Annotated in this window: 16 protein-coding genes; 10 read left to right on the top strand and 6 right to left on the bottom strand. The window is 68.0% G+C overall.

The window, feature by feature from the left end; translation table 11 throughout:
* Window positions 1-137 precede the first annotated feature (137 nt).
* The 7 genes from J9611_RS12825 to J9611_RS12795 all read left to right on the top strand — a co-directional run bounded on the left by J9611_RS12825 (window position 138) and on the right by J9611_RS12795 (window position 9,099).
* The gene (locus J9611_RS12825) at window positions 138-944 is read left to right on the top strand and encodes a DeoR/GlpR family DNA-binding transcription regulator (RefSeq protein ID WP_211880703.1); all 807 of its coding nucleotides are present in this window, start codon (window positions 138-140) and stop codon (window positions 942-944) included.
* The gene (locus J9611_RS12820) at window positions 941-1,927 is read left to right on the top strand and encodes a 1-phosphofructokinase family hexose kinase (protein WP_211880702.1); all 987 of its coding nucleotides are present in this window, start codon (window positions 941-943) and stop codon (window positions 1,925-1,927) included. The genes J9611_RS12825 and J9611_RS12820 overlap by 4 nt, the downstream gene beginning before the upstream one ends.
* Before the next feature lie 2 nt (window positions 1,928-1,929).
* Window positions 1,930-4,020, top strand: a complete 2,091-nt coding sequence (locus tag J9611_RS12815) for a PTS fructose transporter subunit IIABC (protein ID WP_211880701.1) — start codon at window positions 1,930-1,932, stop codon at window positions 4,018-4,020.
* A gap of 55 nt (window positions 4,021-4,075) precedes the next feature.
* A complete protein-coding gene (locus J9611_RS12810; RefSeq protein WP_211880700.1) occupies window positions 4,076-4,354 on the top strand; it encodes an HPr family phosphocarrier protein in 279 nt (92 codons plus the stop codon).
* A gap of 742 nt (window positions 4,355-5,096) precedes the next feature.
* On the top strand, window positions 5,097-7,292 hold the full coding sequence (locus J9611_RS12805; RefSeq protein ID WP_211880699.1) for a multicopper oxidase family protein: 2,196 nt from the start codon (window positions 5,097-5,099) through the stop codon (window positions 7,290-7,292).
* Window positions 7,293-7,383: 91 nt separating this feature from the next.
* Complete coding sequence (locus J9611_RS12800) at window positions 7,384-8,502, top strand: hypothetical protein (protein WP_211880698.1); 1,119 nt, start codon at window positions 7,384-7,386, stop codon at window positions 8,500-8,502.
* Window positions 8,503-8,811: 309 nt separating this feature from the next.
* Complete coding sequence (locus tag J9611_RS12795; protein ID WP_211880697.1) at window positions 8,812-9,099, top strand: DUF7218 family protein; 288 nt, start codon at window positions 8,812-8,814, stop codon at window positions 9,097-9,099.
* Between the two features lie 41 nt (window positions 9,100-9,140).
* On the opposite strand, the gene ku is transcribed toward J9611_RS12795, so the two are convergent.
* Window positions 9,141-10,124 (bottom strand): non-homologous end joining protein Ku, encoded by a 984-nt coding sequence (gene ku, locus J9611_RS12790; protein ID WP_211880696.1) that lies wholly within the window; start codon window positions 10,122-10,124, stop codon window positions 9,141-9,143.
* 145 nt (window positions 10,125-10,269) lie between these two features.
* Here ku and J9611_RS12785 point away from each other — a divergent pair, with 145 nt between their 5' ends.
* Entirely contained in the window at window positions 10,270-12,747 is a 2,478-nt protein-coding gene (locus tag J9611_RS12785; protein WP_246527770.1) for an ATP-dependent DNA ligase, read from the top strand.
* A gap of 55 nt (window positions 12,748-12,802) precedes the next feature.
* On the opposite strand, the gene J9611_RS12780 is transcribed toward J9611_RS12785, so the two are convergent.
* From J9611_RS12780 to uriH, 3 genes are read right to left on the bottom strand one after another with little or no spacing between them, the layout of a single operon-like run.
* Window positions 12,803-13,762, bottom strand: a complete 960-nt coding sequence (locus tag J9611_RS12780) for a ribokinase (protein WP_211880694.1) — start codon at window positions 13,760-13,762, stop codon at window positions 12,803-12,805.
* 2 nt (window positions 13,763-13,764) lie between these two features.
* Window positions 13,765-15,189, bottom strand: coding sequence for a uridine transporter UriT (gene uriT / locus J9611_RS12775; protein WP_443701381.1), 1,425 nt, complete (start codon window positions 15,187-15,189; stop codon window positions 13,765-13,767).
* Window positions 15,186-16,151, bottom strand: coding sequence for a uridine-preferring nucleoside hydrolase UriH (gene uriH / locus J9611_RS12770; protein WP_211880693.1), 966 nt, complete (start codon window positions 16,149-16,151; stop codon window positions 15,186-15,188). The genes uriT and uriH overlap by 4 nt, the downstream gene beginning before the upstream one ends.
* A 289-nt stretch (window positions 16,152-16,440) precedes the next feature.
* Between uriH and J9611_RS12765 the strand changes: the two genes are divergently transcribed.
* A complete protein-coding gene (locus J9611_RS12765) occupies window positions 16,441-17,436 on the top strand; it encodes a LacI family DNA-binding transcriptional regulator (protein WP_211880727.1) in 996 nt (331 codons plus the stop codon).
* A gap of 34 nt (window positions 17,437-17,470) precedes the next feature.
* Here the strand turns inward: J9611_RS12765 and J9611_RS12760 are convergent, their stop codons facing one another.
* Both J9611_RS12760 and J9611_RS12755 read right to left on the bottom strand, forming a co-directional pair.
* A complete protein-coding gene (locus tag J9611_RS12760; protein ID WP_211880692.1) occupies window positions 17,471-17,728 on the bottom strand; it encodes a hypothetical protein in 258 nt (85 codons plus the stop codon).
* A 126-nt stretch (window positions 17,729-17,854) separates the two neighbouring features.
* Window positions 17,855-18,079 carry a hypothetical protein gene (locus J9611_RS12755; RefSeq protein ID WP_211880729.1) on the bottom strand — a complete coding sequence of 75 codons (225 nt, stop codon included), beginning with the start codon at window positions 18,077-18,079 and terminating at the stop codon, window positions 17,855-17,857.
* Between the two features lie 413 nt (window positions 18,080-18,492).
* Between J9611_RS12755 and J9611_RS12750 the strand changes: the two genes are divergently transcribed.
* Window positions 18,493-20,094 carry an MFS transporter gene (locus J9611_RS12750; RefSeq protein ID WP_211880690.1) on the top strand — a complete coding sequence of 534 codons (1,602 nt, stop codon included), beginning with the start codon at window positions 18,493-18,495 and terminating at the stop codon, window positions 20,092-20,094.
* The last annotated feature ends 509 nt before the right edge of the window (window positions 20,095-20,603 follow it).

The raw sequence follows: 20,603 nt of genomic DNA, 5'->3' as shown, positions 1-20,603 counted from the left end.
ACAAAGCCACAAGTTCAAAGATAAAGTCAATCAATTCCACTTTTTGGTGACGCGGGTCACTGGAGCGGACGAGGATCCACAGAGCCGCCGGCCGTGATTGACCGGGCAGCCAGCAGCACCGACGCAATGGAGGGCAAGTGTTCGCCGAGGAACGCCAACAGCTGATCGTGGGGTTGATTGCCACGAGCGGACGGGCCAGCGTCACGGACCTGGCCGAGCGCTTCAGCATCACCACCGAAACCGTCCGCCGGGACCTTGCCTCGCTCGAAGTCGCGGGCAGCGTCCGCCGCGTCCATGGCGGCGCGGTCTCCCCCGACCGTTTCAGCACCACGGAAGAAAGCATCCTCGAGCGGGCCGTCCAGCGGCAGCCGGAGAAAACCCGCATCGCCGAGGCCGCCCTGGCGCTCATCCCCCAGGGCCGCTCCGGCAGCGTCCTGATCGACGCCGGCTCCACCACCGAGGCCCTCGCCGAACTCCTGTCCGCCCGCACGGCCGCGACGGCCGGCGCCGCCTCACACGCCGACGTCGAACTCACCGTCATCACCCACGCGCTGCCCATCGCGGCAAAACTGTCCGGGGAACCCGGCATCGCCCTGCACCTGCTGGGCGGGAAGGTCCGCGGGCTCACCCAGGCCGCGGTCGGCCAGTCCACGGTGGAGGCCGCGCGCCGGATCCGCCCGGACATAGCCTTCATCGGCACCAACGGCATCCATGCGGCCTTCGGGCTGAGCACGCCCGATCCTGAAGAAGCCGCAGTCAAGGCCGCCTTCGTCCAATCAGCGCGCCGCATCGTGGTGCTGGCTGATTCCTCCAAGCTGGACGCCGAAACCCTCGTCCAGTTCGCCTCATTGAAAGATCTGGACACCTTGATCACAGACCGGAAACCCAGCCAAGGCCTCGCCGACGCCCTTGCGGATGCGGGAGTGGAGGTAGTGGTCGCATGATTGTCACACTGACCGCCAACCCGAGCCTGGACCGCACCGTGGCCCTGCCCGGGCCCCTGCTCCGCGGGGAAGTCCAGCGGGCCGTCTCCGTCCGGCAGGAATCGGGGGGCAAGGGAGTGAACGTCTCCCGCGCCCTCGCCGCCTCCGGACTGAAGACGATCGCCGTGCTGCCCGGCGGCGAGACCGATCCCGTGCTTGCCGGCCTGCGGGACGGCGATGTGCCGTTCGCCGCCCTGCCCATCGGCGATCCGCTGCGCAGCAATGTGGCGCTGACGGAGCCCGGCGGCGTCACCACGAAAATCAACGAGCCCGGGCCGGTGCTCAGCGACGACCAGCAGGAAGCCCTGATCGGGCTGCTGCTGGACCAGTCCCGCGGCGCCAGCTGGGTTGTCCTGGCAGGCTCGCTCCCGCCGGGATTTCCAGCCGACTTCTACGCCACCGTAACCCGGCGGTTGAGGTCACTCAATGACGGCAACGATGCGCCGCGCATCGTCGTCGACTCCTCCGGCAGCCCGCTCGCCGCCGTGGTCTCCGGCGACGCCTCCGGGAAGCCGGACCTGCTCAAACCCAACGCCGAGGAACTGGCGGAACTGGCTGCCGCAGCCGGGTTCGCCACGGACAAGTCCGCCGAGGAACTCGAAGCGGATCCGGAGGCTGCCGCGGCGGCCGCCGCCGCCGTCGTGCGTTCCGGCGTGGGCGCGGTACTGGCCACCCTCGGTTCCAAGGGTGCGGTGCTTGTAACGGCCGACGGCGCGTGGCTGGCCACGCATCCGCCGGTCAACGCGGTCAGTACTGTCGGCGCCGGGGATTCCTCGCTCGCCGGCTATCTGCTCGCCGCCAGCCGGGGCGCCGCCCCGGCCGACTGCCTCCGACAGGCGGTGGCCCATGGTGCCGCCGCCGCTTCCCTGCCGGGCTCCACCGTCCCGGCGGACCATCAAACCACCCCCGACGCCGTAACCATCACGGCACTGACGAAGGATTGACAGTGACTCAGCTCATTACCACCGAACTGGTCGAGCTCGACCAGGACCTGGGCGGTTCGCCCGAGGACGTGATCCGGCACCTGGCAGGCAGAGTTGCGGCCAACGGACGCGCCACCGAAGTCGAAGGCCTCTTCGCCGACGCCTTCGCCCGGGAGCAGAAGACCGCCACCGGCGTACCCGGCGGCATCGCGATCCCGCATTGCCGCTCGACGGCGGTCACCGAGCCCACCCTGGCCATGGCACGGCTCTCCCGGCCGGTCGATTTCGGCGCCAAGGACGGCCCGGCGGACCTCGTCTTCTTCATCGCCGCTCCCGAAGGCGCGGACCAGGAGCACCTCAAGCTGCTCTCCCGGCTGGCCCGCTCGCTGATCAAAAAGGACTTCCGGGCAGCCCTGCGTGATGCCGGTTCCCCGGCGGAGATCGTTGAACTGGTCGACGGCGCCCTCGCGGACAAACCCGCGGCCCACACCGCCGAAGCCCCGGCCGAAGCCGGCCTGTCAGCTAATGCCCCGGCCGCCCCGGCCGCTCCGGCCGCTCCTGCCACCGCCGCGGTTTCGACAGGCTCAACCACCGCCCCCAAGCGCCTCGTGGCAGTCACCGCCTGCCCCACCGGCATCGCCCACACCTACATGGCCGCCGATTCGCTGGTGGCCGCGGCCAAGGAAATGAGCGTGGACCTCCAGGTGGAGACCCAGGGTTCCTCCGGCGCCAAGCCGCTGGATCCCGCGGTCATCGCCGCCGCCGACGCCGTCATCTTCGCCGTCGATGTGGATGTCCGCGGCAAGGAGCGCTTCGCCGGCAAGCCGGTCATCAACGCCCCGGTCAAGCGCGGCATCGACGAGCCGGAGAAGATGGTCCAGGAGGCCCTGGCCGCAGCGGACAACCCGAACGCGCGCCGGGTGCCGCACTTCGGGGCCGAGGAGCAGGCCGAGCACGAGGCCGAGGAAAGGGGCGAGCACATCGGCCAGAAGCTGAAGAAGGCTCTCCTCACCGGTGTCAGCTACATGATCCCGTTCGTGGCGGGCGGCGGTCTGCTGATCGCCCTCGGGTTCCTCATGGGCGGCTACCTGATCACGAAGTACGCGGATGCGATCGTCGTGGACAACAGCCTCTTCAACCTGCCCACCCAGTTCCCGGACAACGCGTGGGGCCCGCTCGGCGCCTACCTCGGGGCCGTCCTGTTCAAGATCGGCGCATTGTCCCTCGGCTTCCTGGTTCCGGCGCTGGCCGGGTACATCGCCTTCGCCATCGCTGACCGGCCCGGCATCGCCCCCGGTTTCGTCGCAGGCGCCGTTGCCGGGTTCATGGGCGCCGGCTTCCTCGGCGGCATCGTCGGCGGCCTGCTCGCCGGGTATATCGCACACGTCATCGGCCGGATCCAGGTCGCCCGCTGGCTGCGTGGCCTCATGCCCGTGGTGATCATTCCGCTGGTCGCATCGCTCGTTGCCTCCGGCCTGATGTTCCTGATCCTGGGTGGACCGATCGTCGCGATCACCAAGGGTCTGAACACGTGGCTGTCCGGCCTGACCGGCGCCAGCGCCATCGCCCTCGGCGTGATCCTCGGCCTCATGATGTGCTTCGACCTCGGCGGACCCGTCAACAAGGTTGCCTACTCATTCGCCGTCGCCGGCCTCGGCGCCGCGACCCTGGAAAACCAGGCGCCGTGGCAGATCATGGCCGCGGTCATGGCCGCCGGCATGGTCCCGCCGCTGGCCATGGCACTCGCGTCGACCGTACTGGACAAGCAGCGCTTCAGCCTGGCCGAGCGTGAAAACGGCAAGGCCGCGTGGCTGCTGGGTGCCTCCTTCATCTCCGAAGGCGCCATCCCGTTCGCCGCGGCGGACCCGCTGCGCGTCATTCCGGCCAGCATGCTCGGCGGTGCAGTCACCGGCGCCATGTCGATGGCCTTCGGCGTCGGCTCCAAGGCACCGCACGGCGGATTCTTCGTCTTCTTCGCGATCGACAACTTCCTGATGTTCTTTGTCTCCATAGCGGTCGGAACCGTGGTGTCGGCCTTCGCCGTGATCGCGCTCAAGCGCTGGGCAGTCAAGAAGACCGTTGATACGGTTGAAGCGGTTCCCGTAACCGTCTGACCCGGTCCAGGAAATCCTTCCCCAAGCTGAACGTACTGATATTCAAGGAGCAGAAATGACCGAACGTAACGCCACCATTGCCAGCCGCGTGGGGCTGCATGCCCGTCCGGCAGCCATCTTTGCCGAGGCAGCAGGCGAGTTCGATCTCGAGATCACCATTGCCCGGCTGGGCGAACCGGAAGACGAGGCCATGGATGCCGCGAGCATCCTGTCCCTGATGAGCCTGGGAGCCGCCCACGGCGAGGTCGTGGTGTTGCGCGCCGAGGGGAAAGGCGCCGAAGCGGCCCTGGACCGCCTCGTCCAGGTCCTCGAGACGGACCACGACGCCGAGTAGCATCCCGCAGCGCAGAAGGCCCGGCCGCACCCCTGAAAAGGTGCGGCCGGGCCTTCGGCGTTCCGGAAGCAGGCCGCCCGTCGTCGTGGCCGCATCATGAAAAATCCTTCAACCTGCGGACGCGGTGCACAAGGTTTTCCAAACCGGGGCGTGTCAGGCTCCCCCGGTGGGAGCCGCAGAAGTGGCGGCTGACCATCGGCTCATGTTGAGGGGTTGGTAGTCGGGCTCAATCGCCCGGGGCGGCGCAGGATTGACGTGCCGTCGGTTCTCAGGCTGCCTGCGGCCCATGGGACTTCATCGGAGTGAAGTTTTTGGAGGCCGGAACCATGCGTTGTTTTCGGGGGAACGGGGGTCCAATACGACGCCCTGGCCTCCGCCACCGGCTTCTACACCTCTCATGGCTTCACGCCCAGCGGCACCGCACAGCTGCACCGGAACGGTTTCCAGGTGGTAATGGTCGCCGTCAATAGGGACCACTCGCCCACGGAAACGAGCCTGACCATCTCTGTCATCAAGGGGTAACCAGTCCGGCCACGCGGCCTCAAACCCTGGTCGGGCAGAACCCAATTTTTCCCAAGGTCCGCAAGTCACAGTGGCCGGGTGGGAATCGAAAGCAAATGCTCACCGCATAAGGCGGGGAGATTCCCCGTGATCGGGATCTTCATTCTTGGGGACCACGCACACGGGATCACCACCCTTGGCCGCAGGAGCCCTTCGGCCCGCATGAAGGAGGCACGCACAAATGTCCGAGAAATCCATAAACGCGGGGGGGCTGTCCCGCCGTACGCTCTTGCGGTTGGGGGCAGCGGGGGGAGCCGGTGCCGCGCTGGTCGCAGCAGAGGGCTGGGGCGGCCCTTTTCTGGCCCAGAGGGGTCTGCTCTCGGCCGACGGCGCTTTCGCCGCCTCGTCCACAAAGCTCGGTGACCTGTTGTTTTACACCGAGGCATTCCCGACGAGCCCGTTGATCCTGAAGCCGTTCGACGACATGCTGACGATCCCCAAGGCGCTGGCCCCGGTGTCGAAGTCGGACTTCAGCTCGTGGGCGAAGCCCCCGGGACCTGGCGTGGGCCAGCAGAACTCACTGGTCAACGAGCGGCACCAGATCTGGCCGTACACGATCGGCTATCCGGATCCGATCGTGTACAAGATCGACGTGCTGCTTCGGGCCCACGCGTTCACCAACTCGAAGGTGCTGCCGATTGATGCCATGGGCCGCCCGACGGTCTCGTTTGACGATCAGCGCAAATCGTACCCCGCGGGCACCGAACGGAGTCTGCCGTTCAGTACGATTTACGGCTTCAACGGAACGTTCCCCGGGCCCATGATCAACGCCGAGTACGGCAAACCGGTGCTCGTCCGCTTCGAGAACCATCTGGACGAGAACCCGATGTATCTTGACCGCCAGGACTTCGGGTCCCCGGACTGGTCGTTCCTGACCCACCTGCACAACGGGCACACCGCGCCCGAAAGCGACGGCAACCCGCACTATTCGATGACGTCCGGTCCCAAGCGCATGGGCTATTTGCCGCAGATGTTCGTCGACAACCTGTACCTGAACTGGCCCGCCGGTGGCGATGATCACGAGAAGCAGAGCTTCTTCTGGTTCCACGACCACCGGATGGACCACACCGGCTCCAACGTCTACAAGGGCCTGGTGGGCCTGTACCCCATCTACGACCCGAAGTACGGAATGGACATGGGAGACGAGCGCCAGGGCCTCCACCTGCCGGGCGTCCGCAAAGACAACTCGGACGGGTCCTTCGACGTCGAGTACGACATCCCGCTGGCCTTCTACGACACCCGCCTGGACGACGGCGTCACGGTGCACAAGGACGTCCACGACGGAATGGGCGAGTTCCCGGCCGCCCACAACCCGGCCAAGCACCCCGAATGGTGGGGCAAGACGTTTTTCAAGCACTTCCCCAACCACGGTTTCGTGGGCGACATCTTCACGGTCAACGGCACGGCAAACCCGGTGCTGGAGGTGAAGCGGCGCAAGTACCGCTTCCGGTTCCTGGACGCCTCGGTCTCGAGGATCTATGAGTTCAAGCTGATGAGCTCGACCCAGGGCCCGAAATCCTCGGCGTCGCTCGGCTACATCGGCGACGAACTCGAGGGCCAGTACCGCATCGAGGACGCGCAGCAGTGCATGAAGTTCACCCAGATCGCCTCCGACGGCGGACTCCTGCCGTTCCCGATCACCCGGGACTCGTTCGAACTGTGGCCGGCCAAGAGGCGCGAGGTCATCATCGACTTCACCCGGTACCAGGACGGCACGCCAACCACCAAGGGCGACGTCATCTACCTCACCAACGTCATGAAGATGCCCAACGGCCGGATGTGGTCCAACTCGTCGCGCTTCCTCCCTGATCCGGCGTACCGGGTGCCGGTCCTGAAGTTCGTGATCGGCGACGACGCGCCGGACGACAGCCAGATCCCGGCGCCCCAAATGCCCCTGCGTCCGCTCCCGCCGCTGCCGGGCAACTGGAAGAACCTGCTGGACAACCGCCTGATCTTCGAGGTGGAACGCGGCAGCCTGGGCGGCGAGATCGAATGGCTCATCAACGGCAAGCCGTTCGAGCCTTCCACCGTGGCCACGAGCCTGCTAAACAAAGCCGGCGCCACGCCGCTCGCCCAGCAGAAGAAGAACAGCTTCAACCTCTGGGAGATCCGCAACGGCGGCGGCGGCTGGGTGCACCCCTTCCACCTCCACATGGAGGAGCACCGCACCGTCATGCGCAACAACAAGGACGTGACCCGCGGAGACCCCTCGCATCCGGACGACGTCTCACGGGAGGACCTGGTGGCGCTCGATCCCGGTGAGGCGGTGATCATCTACCGCGGATTCCGGGACTTCGTCGGACCCTACGTGGCGCACTGCCACAACCTGGCCCACGAGGACCACGCCATGATGTTCGGCTGGGAGATCACGCCGTGACCGCCTCCCGCCCTTCCTAGTGGACCCGGGGCCGGCGTTTGCCGCGCCAGACAAGCCCGGCCCCGACAACGGACATGCGAGGTAATGGAAGATGATAGAGAAGACAGCACTCCCCAGCTCCGTCCACGGGCGAAGCGGCGTGGCCCCTGGCCGCCCGGCCGTCCCCTGGTTGACGGTCGTGTTGCTGGCCGTCGTGATGGCCTTCGCTGACGGCTTCTGGATGGTTGTGCTGCGGGGTGCCGTTGGTGCCATCGAGCGCACGCAGGAGCCCTTTGCGAGCTGGCTGCACGAGTCCACCGCAGTCCTCCCATTGTTCATGTTGGCCGTGCTGGCAGCCCTCACGCTGGCGCTGCGATGGTTCGGGCCGGTCCTCTCCAGGCCGCGTACGGTCATGGCCACGGGGCTCCTGGTCGCGGGGGCGGGCACACTTGTCGGCATCGCTGAGATTGCTGCCAGCTCCGCCTGGGACTACCAGCTGCAGCTCCAGCTCATGGACTCGATGCACCACGGCGGGGCGGCAAGCCCCGACCCAAGCCTAGGGCAGGCGTCCCTCGGGCTACAGCTTGCCGCACTCGGCTACGGCAGCGCGATAATCCTCGTCACCAACGTCGTGGCGATCGGCTGGGTGGTGGCGATCCGGGGCGGCCGGCTGGACGTCAGCCGAACACGACAACGCACGGCCCGCAGCGGCCGGATTGACCACCGACGTCTGTTTCTGGCTGCCGCGCTGTTCGGCAGCGCCGGCATCCACGCCGCCGTCGTACCCGGGCACCTGGCCGAGTGGCCCGCCGCCAGCCTGTTCTTCTGTGTCCTCGCAGCAGCAGAGCTCGCCGTTGGCCTCCTGCTGCTCGGCGGCAAGCGCACCCCGCTCCTGGCCGCCGTCGCACTCTCGATCGTGCCGCTGGCACTGTGGTCGTACTCCCGCACAGCCGGGCTGCCCTTCGGACCCGACGCCGGCGTCCCCGAAACGGTCGGCCTCGCTGACTGTGCTGCCGGTTTCCTGGAACTGGGCACCCTGCTGGCGGCCGTCGTCCTGCTCCGAGGCAAGGAACGGATCCCCGGACGCCCACTCGCATCAGCCCACATCCGCTCGCTCCCGGTGGTGGCGGCGATCGCCGTCAGCGTCCTGGGACTCGCAGGAACCAGCCCGGCCTGGTTCGACGATCCGGGAAATTCAGGAGGCGGGTCGGTTAACATGGCCCATCATTGAGACGCACGGAGCCGGACAGCGCACCGGCCGCGGGGTGCGCCGCGACGTTGGGCTCCAGGGCTCGTCTCCGAAGCTGCGGCCGCGGAACCGCGGAGGGACTGGCTGGACGATCCACGGAACAGCTGCTCGTAAGTGCTTGTCAGCACGAAGTGGCGCCGTTAGTTTGGAATCCGCGGCACAGCTTCCTGTGGACGGCCGCAGCTTGAGTTTCAAGCGAAGGAGATCACCAGTGGCAAGCGTGCAGGAAAGCATTGAAGTCGACGACGCCGGTCCGGCCACCGCCGCCGGCCCGCAGGGGGCGCGGTAGCCATGCCCACGAAGAAGAACGCCCCGCCGGGCTCCGAGAACCCCAGCATCAAGGACCCGGAACTGTACGAGGAACTCCGGCAGGACGGCGCCTCCAAACAGAAAGCGGCCCGCATCTCCAACGCCGCCGCAAAGCGGGGCCGTTCCGCCGTCGGGCGCAAGGGCGGCAAAGCCGGTGACTATGAGGACTGGACAGTCCCCCAACTGAAGCAACGCGCCAAGGAAATCGGCCTCACGGGCTACTCGGCGAAAAAGAAGAGCGAACTCATCTCCGCGCTCAGGAACTCCTGATCCCGATGCCGGCGGCTGGCAGGGACTGCCCTTCCGAAGCCTCAGGCCCCCTTGCGGGTGCTCTTGGCCGCAGCTTTAGGGGCGGCCCTGGCGGCCGTCCTCGACGAAGCCTTCGGGGCCGCCTTTGCGGCGGTCTTCGGGGCGGTTTTCACGGCGGCCTGGGCAGGCGCCGACTTCGGGGCGGTCTTTCCGGCAGGCTTGTCGGCGGGCTCGTCCTGATCGGACGACGCACCCCCGGCCCCGCGCTTCTTGTCCAGGCTCCGCTTGAGCGCCTCCATCAGGTCGATCACCTCGCCGTTGCCGGCTTCCGCGGCGGCGGCACCGAAGGTCTCCTCGGTGTCCAGCGACTCCCCCTTCTCCAGCTTCGCCTCGATGAGCTGGCGGAGCTGGACCTGGTAATCGTCCGTGAACTGTTCCGGTTCGAAGTCGGCGGCCATCGAATCCACCAGGGCGGCGGACATTTCCCGCTCCTGGGCGGAGATGCGGACGGAGGCTTCCAGGGCCGGGAAGCTGGCTTCGCGCACCTCGTCGGCCCAGAGCAGGGACTGCAGCATCAGCACGTCGTCGCGGATCCGCAGGGCACCCAGCCGGGTCTTCTCGCGCAGGGCAAACTGGACAATGGCCACCCGGTCCGTGTCCTCGAGGGCCCGGCGCAGCAGCACGTACGCCTTGGGCGACTTCGAGTCCGGTTCCAGGTAATAGCTCTTCTCGAACGTGATGGGATCGAGCTGCTCGGCCGGAACGAACTGCACCACTTCGATCTCATGGCTGTTCTCCGCGGGGATGGACTTGAGCTCCTCCCGGCTGAGGACGACGGTGCGGCCTTCGTCCTCGTAGGCCTTGTCGATGTCCTCGTAGTCCACGATCTTGCTGCACACCTCGCAGCGGCGCTGGTAGCGGATCCGTCCGCCGTCGGCGTTGTGGACCTGGTGCAGGCTGATGTCGTGGTCCTCGGTGGCGCTGTAGACCTTGACGGGGACGTTGACCAGCCCGAACGCTATCGCGCCTTTCCAGATGGCTCTCATGGATCAAGTGAACATCAGACTTGTGCGGAGGTGAAGCCTTTTGGCCAACGGTAAGACTCCGGCCAAGGATCCGGGCCCGTCCGGCGGCAGGCAGCGTGTCCGGGTCGGCGGCCGCGAACTGGTGGTGAGCAGCCTGGACAAGGTGATGTATCCGGAAACCGGCACCACCAAGGGCGACGTCCTGGCCTACTACGCGGCCGTGGCGCCGGTGCTGATCCCCGCCGCCGCCAACCGGCCCGCCACCCGGAAGCGCTGGGTGCACGGGGTGGGCACCGCGGAGGCCCCGGGCGAGATGTTCTTCCAGAAGAACCTGGACGACTCGACGCCCGGCTGGGTGCCCCGGGCCTCGATCGCTCACAAGGAGCGCACCAACCAGTACCCGCTCGTCAACGACGCGGCCACGCTGGCCTGGCTCGCGCAGATCGGTGCCCTGGAGATCCATGTGCCGCAGTGGCGCGTGGACTCGCACGGGAACGCGACGCCGCCGGACCGGCTGGTGCTGGACCTGGACCCGGGCGAGGGGGCGGGCCTGGCCGAATGCGCGGAGGTCGCCAGGCTGGCCCGCGCCATCCTGCAGGACGTGGGCCTGGACCCGGTGCCGGTGACCAGCGGCAGCAAGGGCATCCACCTCTACGCCGCGCTGGACGGGACCCAGAGTTCCGATCAGATCTCGGACTTCGCCCATGAACTGGCCCGGGCGCTGGAGGCCGACCATCCGGAGCTGGCGGTGAGCGACATGAAGAAGACGCTGCGCGCCGGCAAGGTCCTGGTGGACTGGAGCCAGAACAACGCCGCGAAAACCACCATCGTCCCCTATTCCCTGCGCGGGCGGCTGAAACCGATGGTGGCGGCCCCCCGGACCTGGCGCGAGCTCAGCTCCGCCTCGCTGCACCAGCTGGACTACCGGGAGGTGATGACGCGGGTGAAGGCAGGCAAGGACCCCTTCGCCGCGATCTCCGGGGGCGCCCGTCACGGCGGGCATCCCGAAACCGGCGCCGCGGGCAGCGCCAGCAGCGGTCGCGAGGGTCACGACGTCGGCGGTGAGGGCCAGGGCGGTGACGAGGACCCCCGCCTGGAGCGGTACCACAGCAAGCGGGACGCGGCCGCGACTCCCGAGCCGTTCACCGCGGAACGGCACAGCAGCGCGGCGGACGCCGGCACGCCCCGGGAAAAGTTCGTGATCCAGGAACACCACGCCCGCCGGCTGCACCACGACTTCCGGCTGGAGCGCGACGGTGTGCTGGTCTCCTGGGCCCTGCCCAGGGGCGTCCCCACCTCAGGCTCGCAGAACCACCTCGCGGTCCAGACCGAGGACCATCCGATGGACTACGCGGACTTCGAGGGCACCATCCCCAAGGGCCAGTACGGGGCCGGGACGGTCAGCATCTGGGATCGGGGGTACTACGAGTGCGAGAAATGGATCGCGGGCAAGGAGGTCATCGCCACTCTCACCGGCGGGGAGGGCGGCGGCCTGGGCGGCACCCGCAGGTTCGCGCTGATCCACACCGGCCAAGGCAACGACCAGTGGCTCATCCATCTGATGGACCTCCAGGGTTCGAAACACGGACACACCACCCCTCCGCCCGGGGACAGCGCGGAGACGGAGGAACCCGGGGCCGCCGCCGCTTCCGCCGGGTCCCCCGCTGCTGCCGCCGTCGCCACCCCTGCCCCCGGCTTCACGCCCATGCTCGCCAGCCCCGGAACACTCGCGGACCTGCCGGACAAGGACTGGCAGTTTGAACTCAAGTGGGACGGGGTGCGGGCCCTGATCATGGCTGATGCCACGAAGATCCGTCTCATCAGCCGCAACGGCAAAGATGTGTCCGCGACGTACCCGGAACTGACGGACCGCGCCTGCTGGCCTGAACAGGACTTCGTCGCCGACGGCGAGATCATCGCCCCCGGGCTCTCCGGCATGCCCGATTTTGGGCACCTGCAGGGACGGATGAAACTCACCCGGCCCGACGACGTCGCGAAGGCGCGTGCCTCCATCCCGGTGCGGCTGATGCTCTTCGATCTGCTGTCCGACGGCGGCGAAGACCTCCGCCGCCTGCCCCTGCGGGCCCGCCGGGCCCGCCTGGAGGCGTTCTTCCGGCCCTCCGGCTGCCCGGTGGAGCTCTCCGGAGTGATCGACGACGAGGCCCAGTACATCCTGGAGTCCGTCCGCGAACTGGGGATGGAGGGCGTCATGGCCAAGCGGACGGACGGCCGCTACGTCGGGCAGCGGAGCCAGTCCTGGCTCAAGCTGAAGTTCGAGCGCACCCAGGAAGTGGTGGTCGGCGGCTGGCGTACGGGGAAGGGCGAGCGGGAGCAGTCGGTGGGCTCGCTGCTGGTGGGGATCCCGGACGGCTCCAGGCTGCGCTACGTGGGGCGGGTGGGAACCGGCTTCAGCTCCCGCGAGCTCAAGGAACTGCGGCAGCAGCTGGACGCCCTGGGGCGCAAGACCTCGCCCTTCAAGGAGGTGCCGGCGGAAGACGCCTCCGATGCCCATTGGGTGAGCGCCAGGCTCGTCGGAGAAGTCAGCTACGGGGAATGGACGGGCAGCGGAAAACTCCGGCACCCGGTGTGGCGCGGCTGGCGGCTCGACAAGACACCGGCGGACGTGGTGGTGGAACAGGGATGAACGGCCGCCGCAGTGGCGCCACGCGCCAGGCGCCAGGCGCCACGCGCCACGAACGCTACGAAGGCGAGCGGAAGTCGCTGACCTCCGCGGCGGTGGGGTACGCCGTCTGGGTGCCCTTGCGGGTGGCCGCCATGGCAGCGGACACGGAGGCGTAGCGGGCGGCGTCCACCAGGGAGTCGCCGGCGGCCAGGCGTGCGGCCACCCCGCCGGTAAAGGCGTCGCCGGCGCCGGTGGTGTCCACGGCGTCCACCCGGGTGGGCGCAATCCGCACCGCCGGGGTGGCGGAGGTTGAGTCCAGCACCACGGAGCCCTGCGAGCCCAGCGTCACCAGCACCTGCGCCAGCCCGTGGGCGGCAAACTGCGCCACGGCGGGCTCCCACTCGGCCTCCGGCGCCTCCGGGGCGGGCATCGCGAAGCCGCCCAGGAATTGCGAGGCCTCGTGGGCGTTGACCAGCAGCACATCCGTCAGCCCCGCCAGCGCCTGCGGAATCTGCGCATACGGCGAGAGGTTCAGCAGCACCCGGGCGCCGGCGTCGTGCCCGGCCTGCGCGGCCGCCTGCACCGTCGCCAGCGGCACCTCCAGGCACAGCCCGACGACGGCGGCGCCGTCGAAGGCGGCCGCGTCCAGATGCTCAGGTGCCAGCGTTCCGTTGGCGCCGGCGGCGATGATGATCGAGTTCTCCCCGGCCGCGTCCACGGAAATCACCGCGACGCCGGTGGGCTCGGCCGTGTGCCGGACGCGTGCGACGTCCACGCCAGCCCCGGCAGTGGACGCCAGCAGCAGGGCGCCGTTCGCGTCATTGCCCACCGCGCCGATCAGCGTGACGGCGCCGCCCAGCCGGGCCGCGGCCACGGCCTGGTTGGCGCTCTTGCCGCCGGGGTTCACGGCAAAGCCGCTGCCGTGCAGGGTTTCGCCCGGCAGCGGCAGCCGCTCGGTGTAGATGGTCAGGTCCGCGTTCAGCGAGCCCACCACCACAATGCGGCCGGCGTTCGGGGTGTTGGTCGGTGCCTCCATGGTCAGTGCGCCACCTCGGCCTCAACCGGCTGGGGGATCAGCAGCGAGGCGCCCAGGGCCAGCGCGGTGACCACCAGGGCCACGACGACGGTGGCCAGGTAGGAGCCCGCGCCGCCCATGGAGCCCGCGGCCACCAGCACGGCCGGCAGCACCAGGAAGCTCAGCCCGGCGCCCAGGTTGAAGGCTCCGGCGTTCATGCCCGGCAGGAACCCGGGGTTGCCCTTGGGCGAGAGCACCACGCCCAGGCCGTTGAGCATGATGTTCACGGTGCCGGCGTACATGATGCCCAGCAGCACGGTGCCGGCGATCATCAGCCCCAGGCTGTGCAGGCCAAAGAAGCCGATGATGGCCAGCGCCACCAGCGAGCCCACCATGCCGATGCGCAGCACGCGGGTGTAGCCCAGCACGGGAGCCAGCCGGCCGCTGATCGGGCCGAACACCCAGCCCAGCAGGGCGTACGGGGTCAGGATCAGCAGCGACATCTCCGTGGCGCCGATCCCGAAACCGGGGTCCGCGGCCTGCACGAACGCGGGCACAATGCCGTTGATGACGGCAAAGATGCCCGTCATGGTCAGCGTGGTGGTCAGCAGCGGCGCCCAGGTGGCGCGCTGGCGCAGGTGCGCCACCTCCACCATGGGGTGCTTGGACCGCTTTTCCGTGTTCCAGAACAGCGCAAAGGCGGCGACGGCGACGACGGCCAGGCCCACGGACCAGGCCAGCGTTGCGGCGGAGAAGCCGGCCAGCAGGGCAGAGGCCTGGTTGAGCGCGGTCAGCAGGGCGCCCACGGCCACCACAATGAAGAACACGCCCGCCCAGTCCATCCTGGTGCCCTCGCCCGGCTTGCTTTCGCCGGCCAGCCAGACAATCAGGCCCGTGGCGACGACGGCCAGGGCCACCATCAGCCAGAAGATGCTGCGGAAGCCGAAGTGCTCGGCAAAGTAGCCGCCCACAAAGGAATCGACGCCGGCGATGCCGCCGTTGACGGCGGTGATGAGGCCCATCAGCACGCCGTACTTCTTGGGCTCGCTGACGGCCGAGCGCAGCATGATCAGGCACAGCGGCACGGTGGGGCCGCTGACGCCCTGGACGATGCGGCCCACAAAGAGCCAGGTGACGTCGGGGGCCAGGGCGGAAATCACGGAGCCCGCGGCCATCAGGACCATCATGATGACGAGGATCTTCTTGCGGCCCACGATGTCGCTCAGGCGCGGCAGGAACAGCGAGAACAGCGCTGCTGCGGTGAAGAAGGAGGTCTGGGACAGGCCAATGACGGCCTGGTCCGTGTGCAGTTCCCTGCCCATGGTGACCAGGGCGGGGCTGAGCATGGAGGCATTGAGCTGGAACGCCACGCAGGCGGCCAGCAGCGCCGTCATCAGCGCGGCGATGTTGGCGGTGCCGGGCTTGGAGCCGGTTAGAGAGGTGCTCACAGGTCAACCTCCCCGATCCGCACCAGGGCGTCCGTCACCAGGTTCCAGAACTTCGCATGGTCCAGGTCCACGGCCACGGACGTGTGGCAGTCGGCGGGGGCCGGGGCGCGGAAATCGGCCACGGTCATGCCGAGCGTCAGCGTGCCGGTGAGCTCGATGTCCACCGGAACCTTGCGGGTGGTCATGACGGTGGGGTCAATGACGTAGGCGACGGCGCAGGGATCGTGCACCGGCGGGTAGTCAAAGCCCTGGGCGTCCTTGTAGGTCTTGGTGAAGAACTCCATCAGTTCCATCACAAACTTGGCCGGCTTGGTGCCCACGGCCTCGATCTGCGCCACCACCTCAGGGGTGGCCAGCGCCTGGTGGGTCAGGTCCAGGCCCACCATGACCACGGGCCATTTCTCGTTGAAGACGATGTGCGCGGCCTCGGGGTCGATCTTGATGTTGAACTCGGCCACGGCGCTCCAGTTGCCCACGTGGTAGCCGCCGCCCATCAGGACAACCTCCTGCACGCGGTCAACAATGCGCGGCTCCTTGCGGGCGGCCATGGCAATGTTGGTCAGCCCCGCGGTGGGAACAAGGGTCACGGTGCCGGGCTCGTGGGCCATGATCGTCTCAATGATGAGGTCGACGGCGTGGCGCGGGTCCAGCTCGATCGTGGACTCGGGCTGGTCGGGGCCGTCCATGCCGGAGTCGCCGTGGATGTCGGGGGCGTTCTCGATGGTGCGCACCAGCGGGCGGTCGCAGCCGGCGGCGAACGGGACGCCGGTGATGCCGGCGATGGTGCCCACGGCCAGGGCATTGCGGGTCACCTTCGCCAGCGTCTGGTTGCCGACCACGGTAGTCACCGCCAGCAGCTCGATGTTCGGGTTGCCGTGCGCCAGCAGGAGGGCGACGGCGTCATCGTGGCCGGGATCGCAGTCCAGGATGATCTTGCGCGGTGTTGCGGATGTGACAGTCATGAGTACTCCACGTCTTTGGGGCCTCTGCACCGGGGCATGCAGAGTCATTTAGAAAAAGTGTGGCACCACATCGCCGTAACGTCAAGCGCTTAACGTGAGATGCGTCAAGCGCTTGATGCCATATCCGGCGTGGATCCCGCGAGGAACGCTGGCTGGCCGATACCATCGAGGCATGCGGTCCAACGACGAATCCACCCCCGAACCCCGTGCCACCCCCGCCCGTGCCATCCCCGCCCGTGCGGAGGCAACCGCCGTGGCCGGCATGCCCGGTGTGCGCGTCACGGCCGCCATGGTGGCCGCCCGGGCCGGCGTCTCGACCGCAACCGTCTCCCTCGTGGCCAACGGCAAGACGGAGGGACGCGTCTCGGCGGAGAACATCGCCCGCGTCACGGCCGCCATCGAGGAACTCGGCTATGTGGTGGACGGCATCGGCAGCTCGCTGGCCCGCGGCGGCAGCAATCTGGTCATTCTGGCCGCCCCCGACGTCGCCAACCCCTTCTTCGCCAAGGTGATCGGCGGCGTGCGCGCCGCCCTGGGCTCCGACTACCAGTTGCTGCTGGCGGTCAGCGACGCCGGACAGCTCCCCACCCCGGAGGAGGTCCGCGCGCTGATGTCGCTGCGGCCGGCCGGGCTGCTGGTGGATGCCCCGGACGCGGCGTTCCTGGACCGGCTGCACAGCACTGCCCCCGTGGTGCTGCTGGATGCGCCGGGGGTGGAACACTACGCCCCGTCCGTCAACCTTGATGTGGGCCACGGCGCCCGCGAGCTGGCCAAGCATCTGGCGGCCCTGGGCCATGTCCGGGTGGCGTATCTGGACAGCACCGGCGGGACGGCCACGTTCCGGGTGCGCCGGGAGGCGTTTCTGGCCCAGGCCGCCGCCAGCGGCATGGAGGTGCCCGACGGCGCCTTCGCCAGCACCCCCATCGACGTCGGCGCCGCGGCCGCCGCCTTTGCCGGCGCCTGGCCCGCCTGGCAGCGCAGCGGGATCACCGCCGTCGTCTGCTGCACGGACACCCACGCCTACGGCGTGCTCCAGGAGGCGCGGGTTGCCGGCGTCGCGATCCCGGGGCGGCTGGCCGTGGCCGGGTTCGACGATCTGCCGTATTCGGCCACCAGCAGCCCGGCACTGACCAGCGTGCACCTGCCGGCGGCGGCGCTCGGGGAGCAGGCAGGCAGGGCATTGAAGGAGCTGATGCGCGGCCGTGTGCTCGCCGAACCGCAGCGGACCCTGGCCAGCACGCTCATCGAGCGCGCCTCCACCACCGGGCAGGCGGGCAACCTCTAGCGTTCCTTGGGCGAACCGCTACTGGCCCACGCTCCTACGAGGAGTGCGGCATTTCCGGCCGTCCGGTCCGGTGGACAGCATTCACCGCGGCCTCATGGCCCGCCCGGCCAGGCTTGGTGTCATGTTCCTTGGGGTGGCGATGCTTGCCGCTGCCGTCCGGCCACTGCTGGCCCTCGGACGCCGGCGGCGGAACGTGGTGCACCGGTTCGGGGCCGGGGGCCTCGTCCATGGACCCGGCCAGGTGGCTGGCTACCTCAGGCTTGATCTCTTCGCCGGAGTGGTGTTCCGCCATGGCTCTTCCTTCCGCCGTGCATTATCGCTGTGATTGAATCACTGTGAATGGATCGCTGTGAATGGATCGCTGTGAAATGAAGTGTCCATCCATCGTAGGTCGGCACGCAGGAGATGTCTGCAGGAGTTACCAGCGGACTTTCTTCTCCGCGGGACCCTGCTTTCCGCTGACGTGGGTGGGCTTGTGGCTGTGCCCGACGCTCTGCGAGGAGGCGCCGCCGCGGGATTTGCTGGCGAGCATTTCCTTCTGGGCATCGCTGAGGCGCGATTTGATGCCCTTTTCCGGCTCGGCCGGCTTCCCGCCGTCGTTGCTTTCTGCCTTGTTGCTCTTCTTGCCGTCTTCGTCAGTCATGGAAGGATCTCCTTGTTTGGCCGCTTCGTGCGGCCTTTGCGTGCGGCCTTTTCAGGTGGCCTTTTTCAGGTGGCTGCCCGGCACCCCGATGGATCCACTCTAGGCGCTGCGCCAGCCCGCTGAATACCCTCATTCCGCGGTTCCGCAGGCGGCGATCCTGGGCGAAAACCGGCTGTCCGGCGTCGTCAGCGGAAAAATTTTGGCGGCGGCCCCGGGGATGCCCCCGGTTCCCAGCACCCGCGCGGTGAAACCGCGGAAAAGAAGTGCGCCAAACCGTCCCGATCCGGCGGCAAATCACCGGATCATACGGCACCGAACTCGGAAAATCCATAGATGTCGCGTAAAATTGAAGGCCTGCCCGGAGCGGGGCAGCCACACGTCGCAAGCAAATGACCTCCTTAGGAGCGGCCCAAATGCCCACAGACCGAAGCACGACCGACTCTTCAGCAGGCGTTTTGAACGCCCGCGGAACCAACCAGGCCACGCCCAAGGGTGTGAGAAAACCGAAGCTACGGACGCGCCGTCGACTCAAAGAGTCCGACGTCAACGTCGTTGACCAACCGATGCTCAAGAAAGCACTCGGCGGTACCATCGTGGGAAACACCATGGAGTGGTACGACGTCGGCGTGTTCGGCTACCTGATCACCACCATGGGACCGGTGTTCCTGCCCGAAGCGGATAAGACCGTGCAGACGCTGTTCCTGCTGGGAACCTTCGCCGCCACCTTCATTGCCCGCCCCCTTGGCGGAGTCATCTTCGGCTGGCTCGGCGACAAGATCGGCCGCCAGAAGGTCCTCGCCACGACATTGATGATCATGGCAGCCAGCACCTTCGCCGTCGGACTCCTGCCCGGCTACGCGCAGATCGGCATCTGGGCAGCAGCGCTCCTGGTTGTCCTCAAGCTCATCCAGGGCTTCTCCACCGGCGGCGAGTACGCCGGCGCCACGACCTTCGTCAGCGAGTACGCCCCGGACAAGCGCCGCGGTTTCTTCGCGAGCTTCCTGGACATGGGCAGCTACCTGGGCTTCGCCCTGGGTGCCGCCCTCGTTTCGGTGCTGCAGCTGACCCTGGGCCAGGACACCATGGAGCAGTGGGGCTGGAGGATCCCGTTCCTGCTTGCCGGCCCGCTGGGCCTGATCGCCGTCTACTTCCGTAGCAAGATCGAGGAATCCCCCCAGTTCCAGGCGACCCTGGATGCGCAGGAAGAATCCGCCAAGGGCGCTTCCGCGGACGATCCCGCCGCGTCCAAGGGCCCGGTGGGCATCGTGAAGGCCTACTGGCGTTCACTCATCGTTGCGATGATCCTCGTGGCAGCCGCGAACACCGCCGGCTACGCCCTGACGTCCTACATGCCGACGTACCTCACCGAGTCCAAGGGCTACGACCCTGTCCACGGGACCCTGCTGACCATCCCCGTGCTGGTCATCATGAGCCTGTGCATTCCGCTGACCGGCAAGCTCTCCGACAGGATCGGCCGCCGGCCCGTGCTCTGGATCGGCGCCATCAGCACCGTGGTCCTGGCTACCCCGGCGTTCCTGCTGATCGGCATCGGCGATGTCTGGTCCACGCTGGCCGGACTGTCGCTGATCGCCTTCCCGGTGGCGTTCTACGTGGCCAACCTCGCCTCTGCGCTGCCGGCGCAGTTCCCGACGTCGAGCCGCTACGGCGCCATGGGCATCGCCTACAACTTCGCCGTGGCGATCTTCGGCGGCACGACGCCGTTCATCGTTGCCGCCCTTATCGGCGCCACCGGCGATGACATGATGCCGGCGTACTACCTGATGGCAACCTCGGCGATCGGTGCGGTGGCGATCTACTTCCTGAAGGAATCGGCCCAGATGCCGCTGCCGGGTTCCATGCCCAGCGTGGACACCCAGGCCGAGGCGCGCGAGCTGGTCGCGACGCAGGACGAGAACCCGCTGATCGACCTGGAACACATGGACATGCCCTTCGTGGCGCCGGCCGCGGATTCCGCCGGGGATCGGGACGGCGTCAAAGTTCCCGTCGGGGTCTGAGCCTGCCCTGCTGGCAGCCCGGTCCGGAGCGTCCTGTTCCTGACCGCCCCATCCAGGCTCAGCAGTTCAAGCCCCGCCCGATGAGGCCTGCCCCGTGCGTCACTCCCTGGAGGAGGCGCACCGGGCAGGCCTCAGGCGTGGCCGGACCTTACCAGCTATGCCGTTTTCGGCGCCCTGACCGGCATGTACGGCCGCTCCGAACCGCCGCGGAGGAAGACGTCGCGCTTGTTGCCCGTGCTGCGCGGGAGCGCGTACCGGCTGAGCACTGGTCTTCACTGGCCGGATGGCCGTTCGAGCGACACGCGGGGGTCGTTCTCGGTACCGCTCACACAGGCTCCTATCCTGTTGCTATGGCGGCGGCCTACCGACGTCTGCGTATCCTGACCCCGAGCCTTGGGGCCTACTGCAGCGTGGTCGACGAGGAGTACCGGCCGCAGCGCCTTACCCCTAGATTTCCACGATTTGCCCTGGCAGAATCTGCTGGTCAGACGCAGTTCGTCGCTGCGGTC

It is taken from the genome of Pseudarthrobacter albicanus, assembly GCF_018224015.1.
GTDB classification, from domain to species: domain Bacteria; phylum Actinomycetota; class Actinomycetes; order Actinomycetales; family Micrococcaceae; genus Arthrobacter; species Arthrobacter albicanus.
This window is presented reverse-complemented; position numbering and strand designations above follow the sequence as displayed.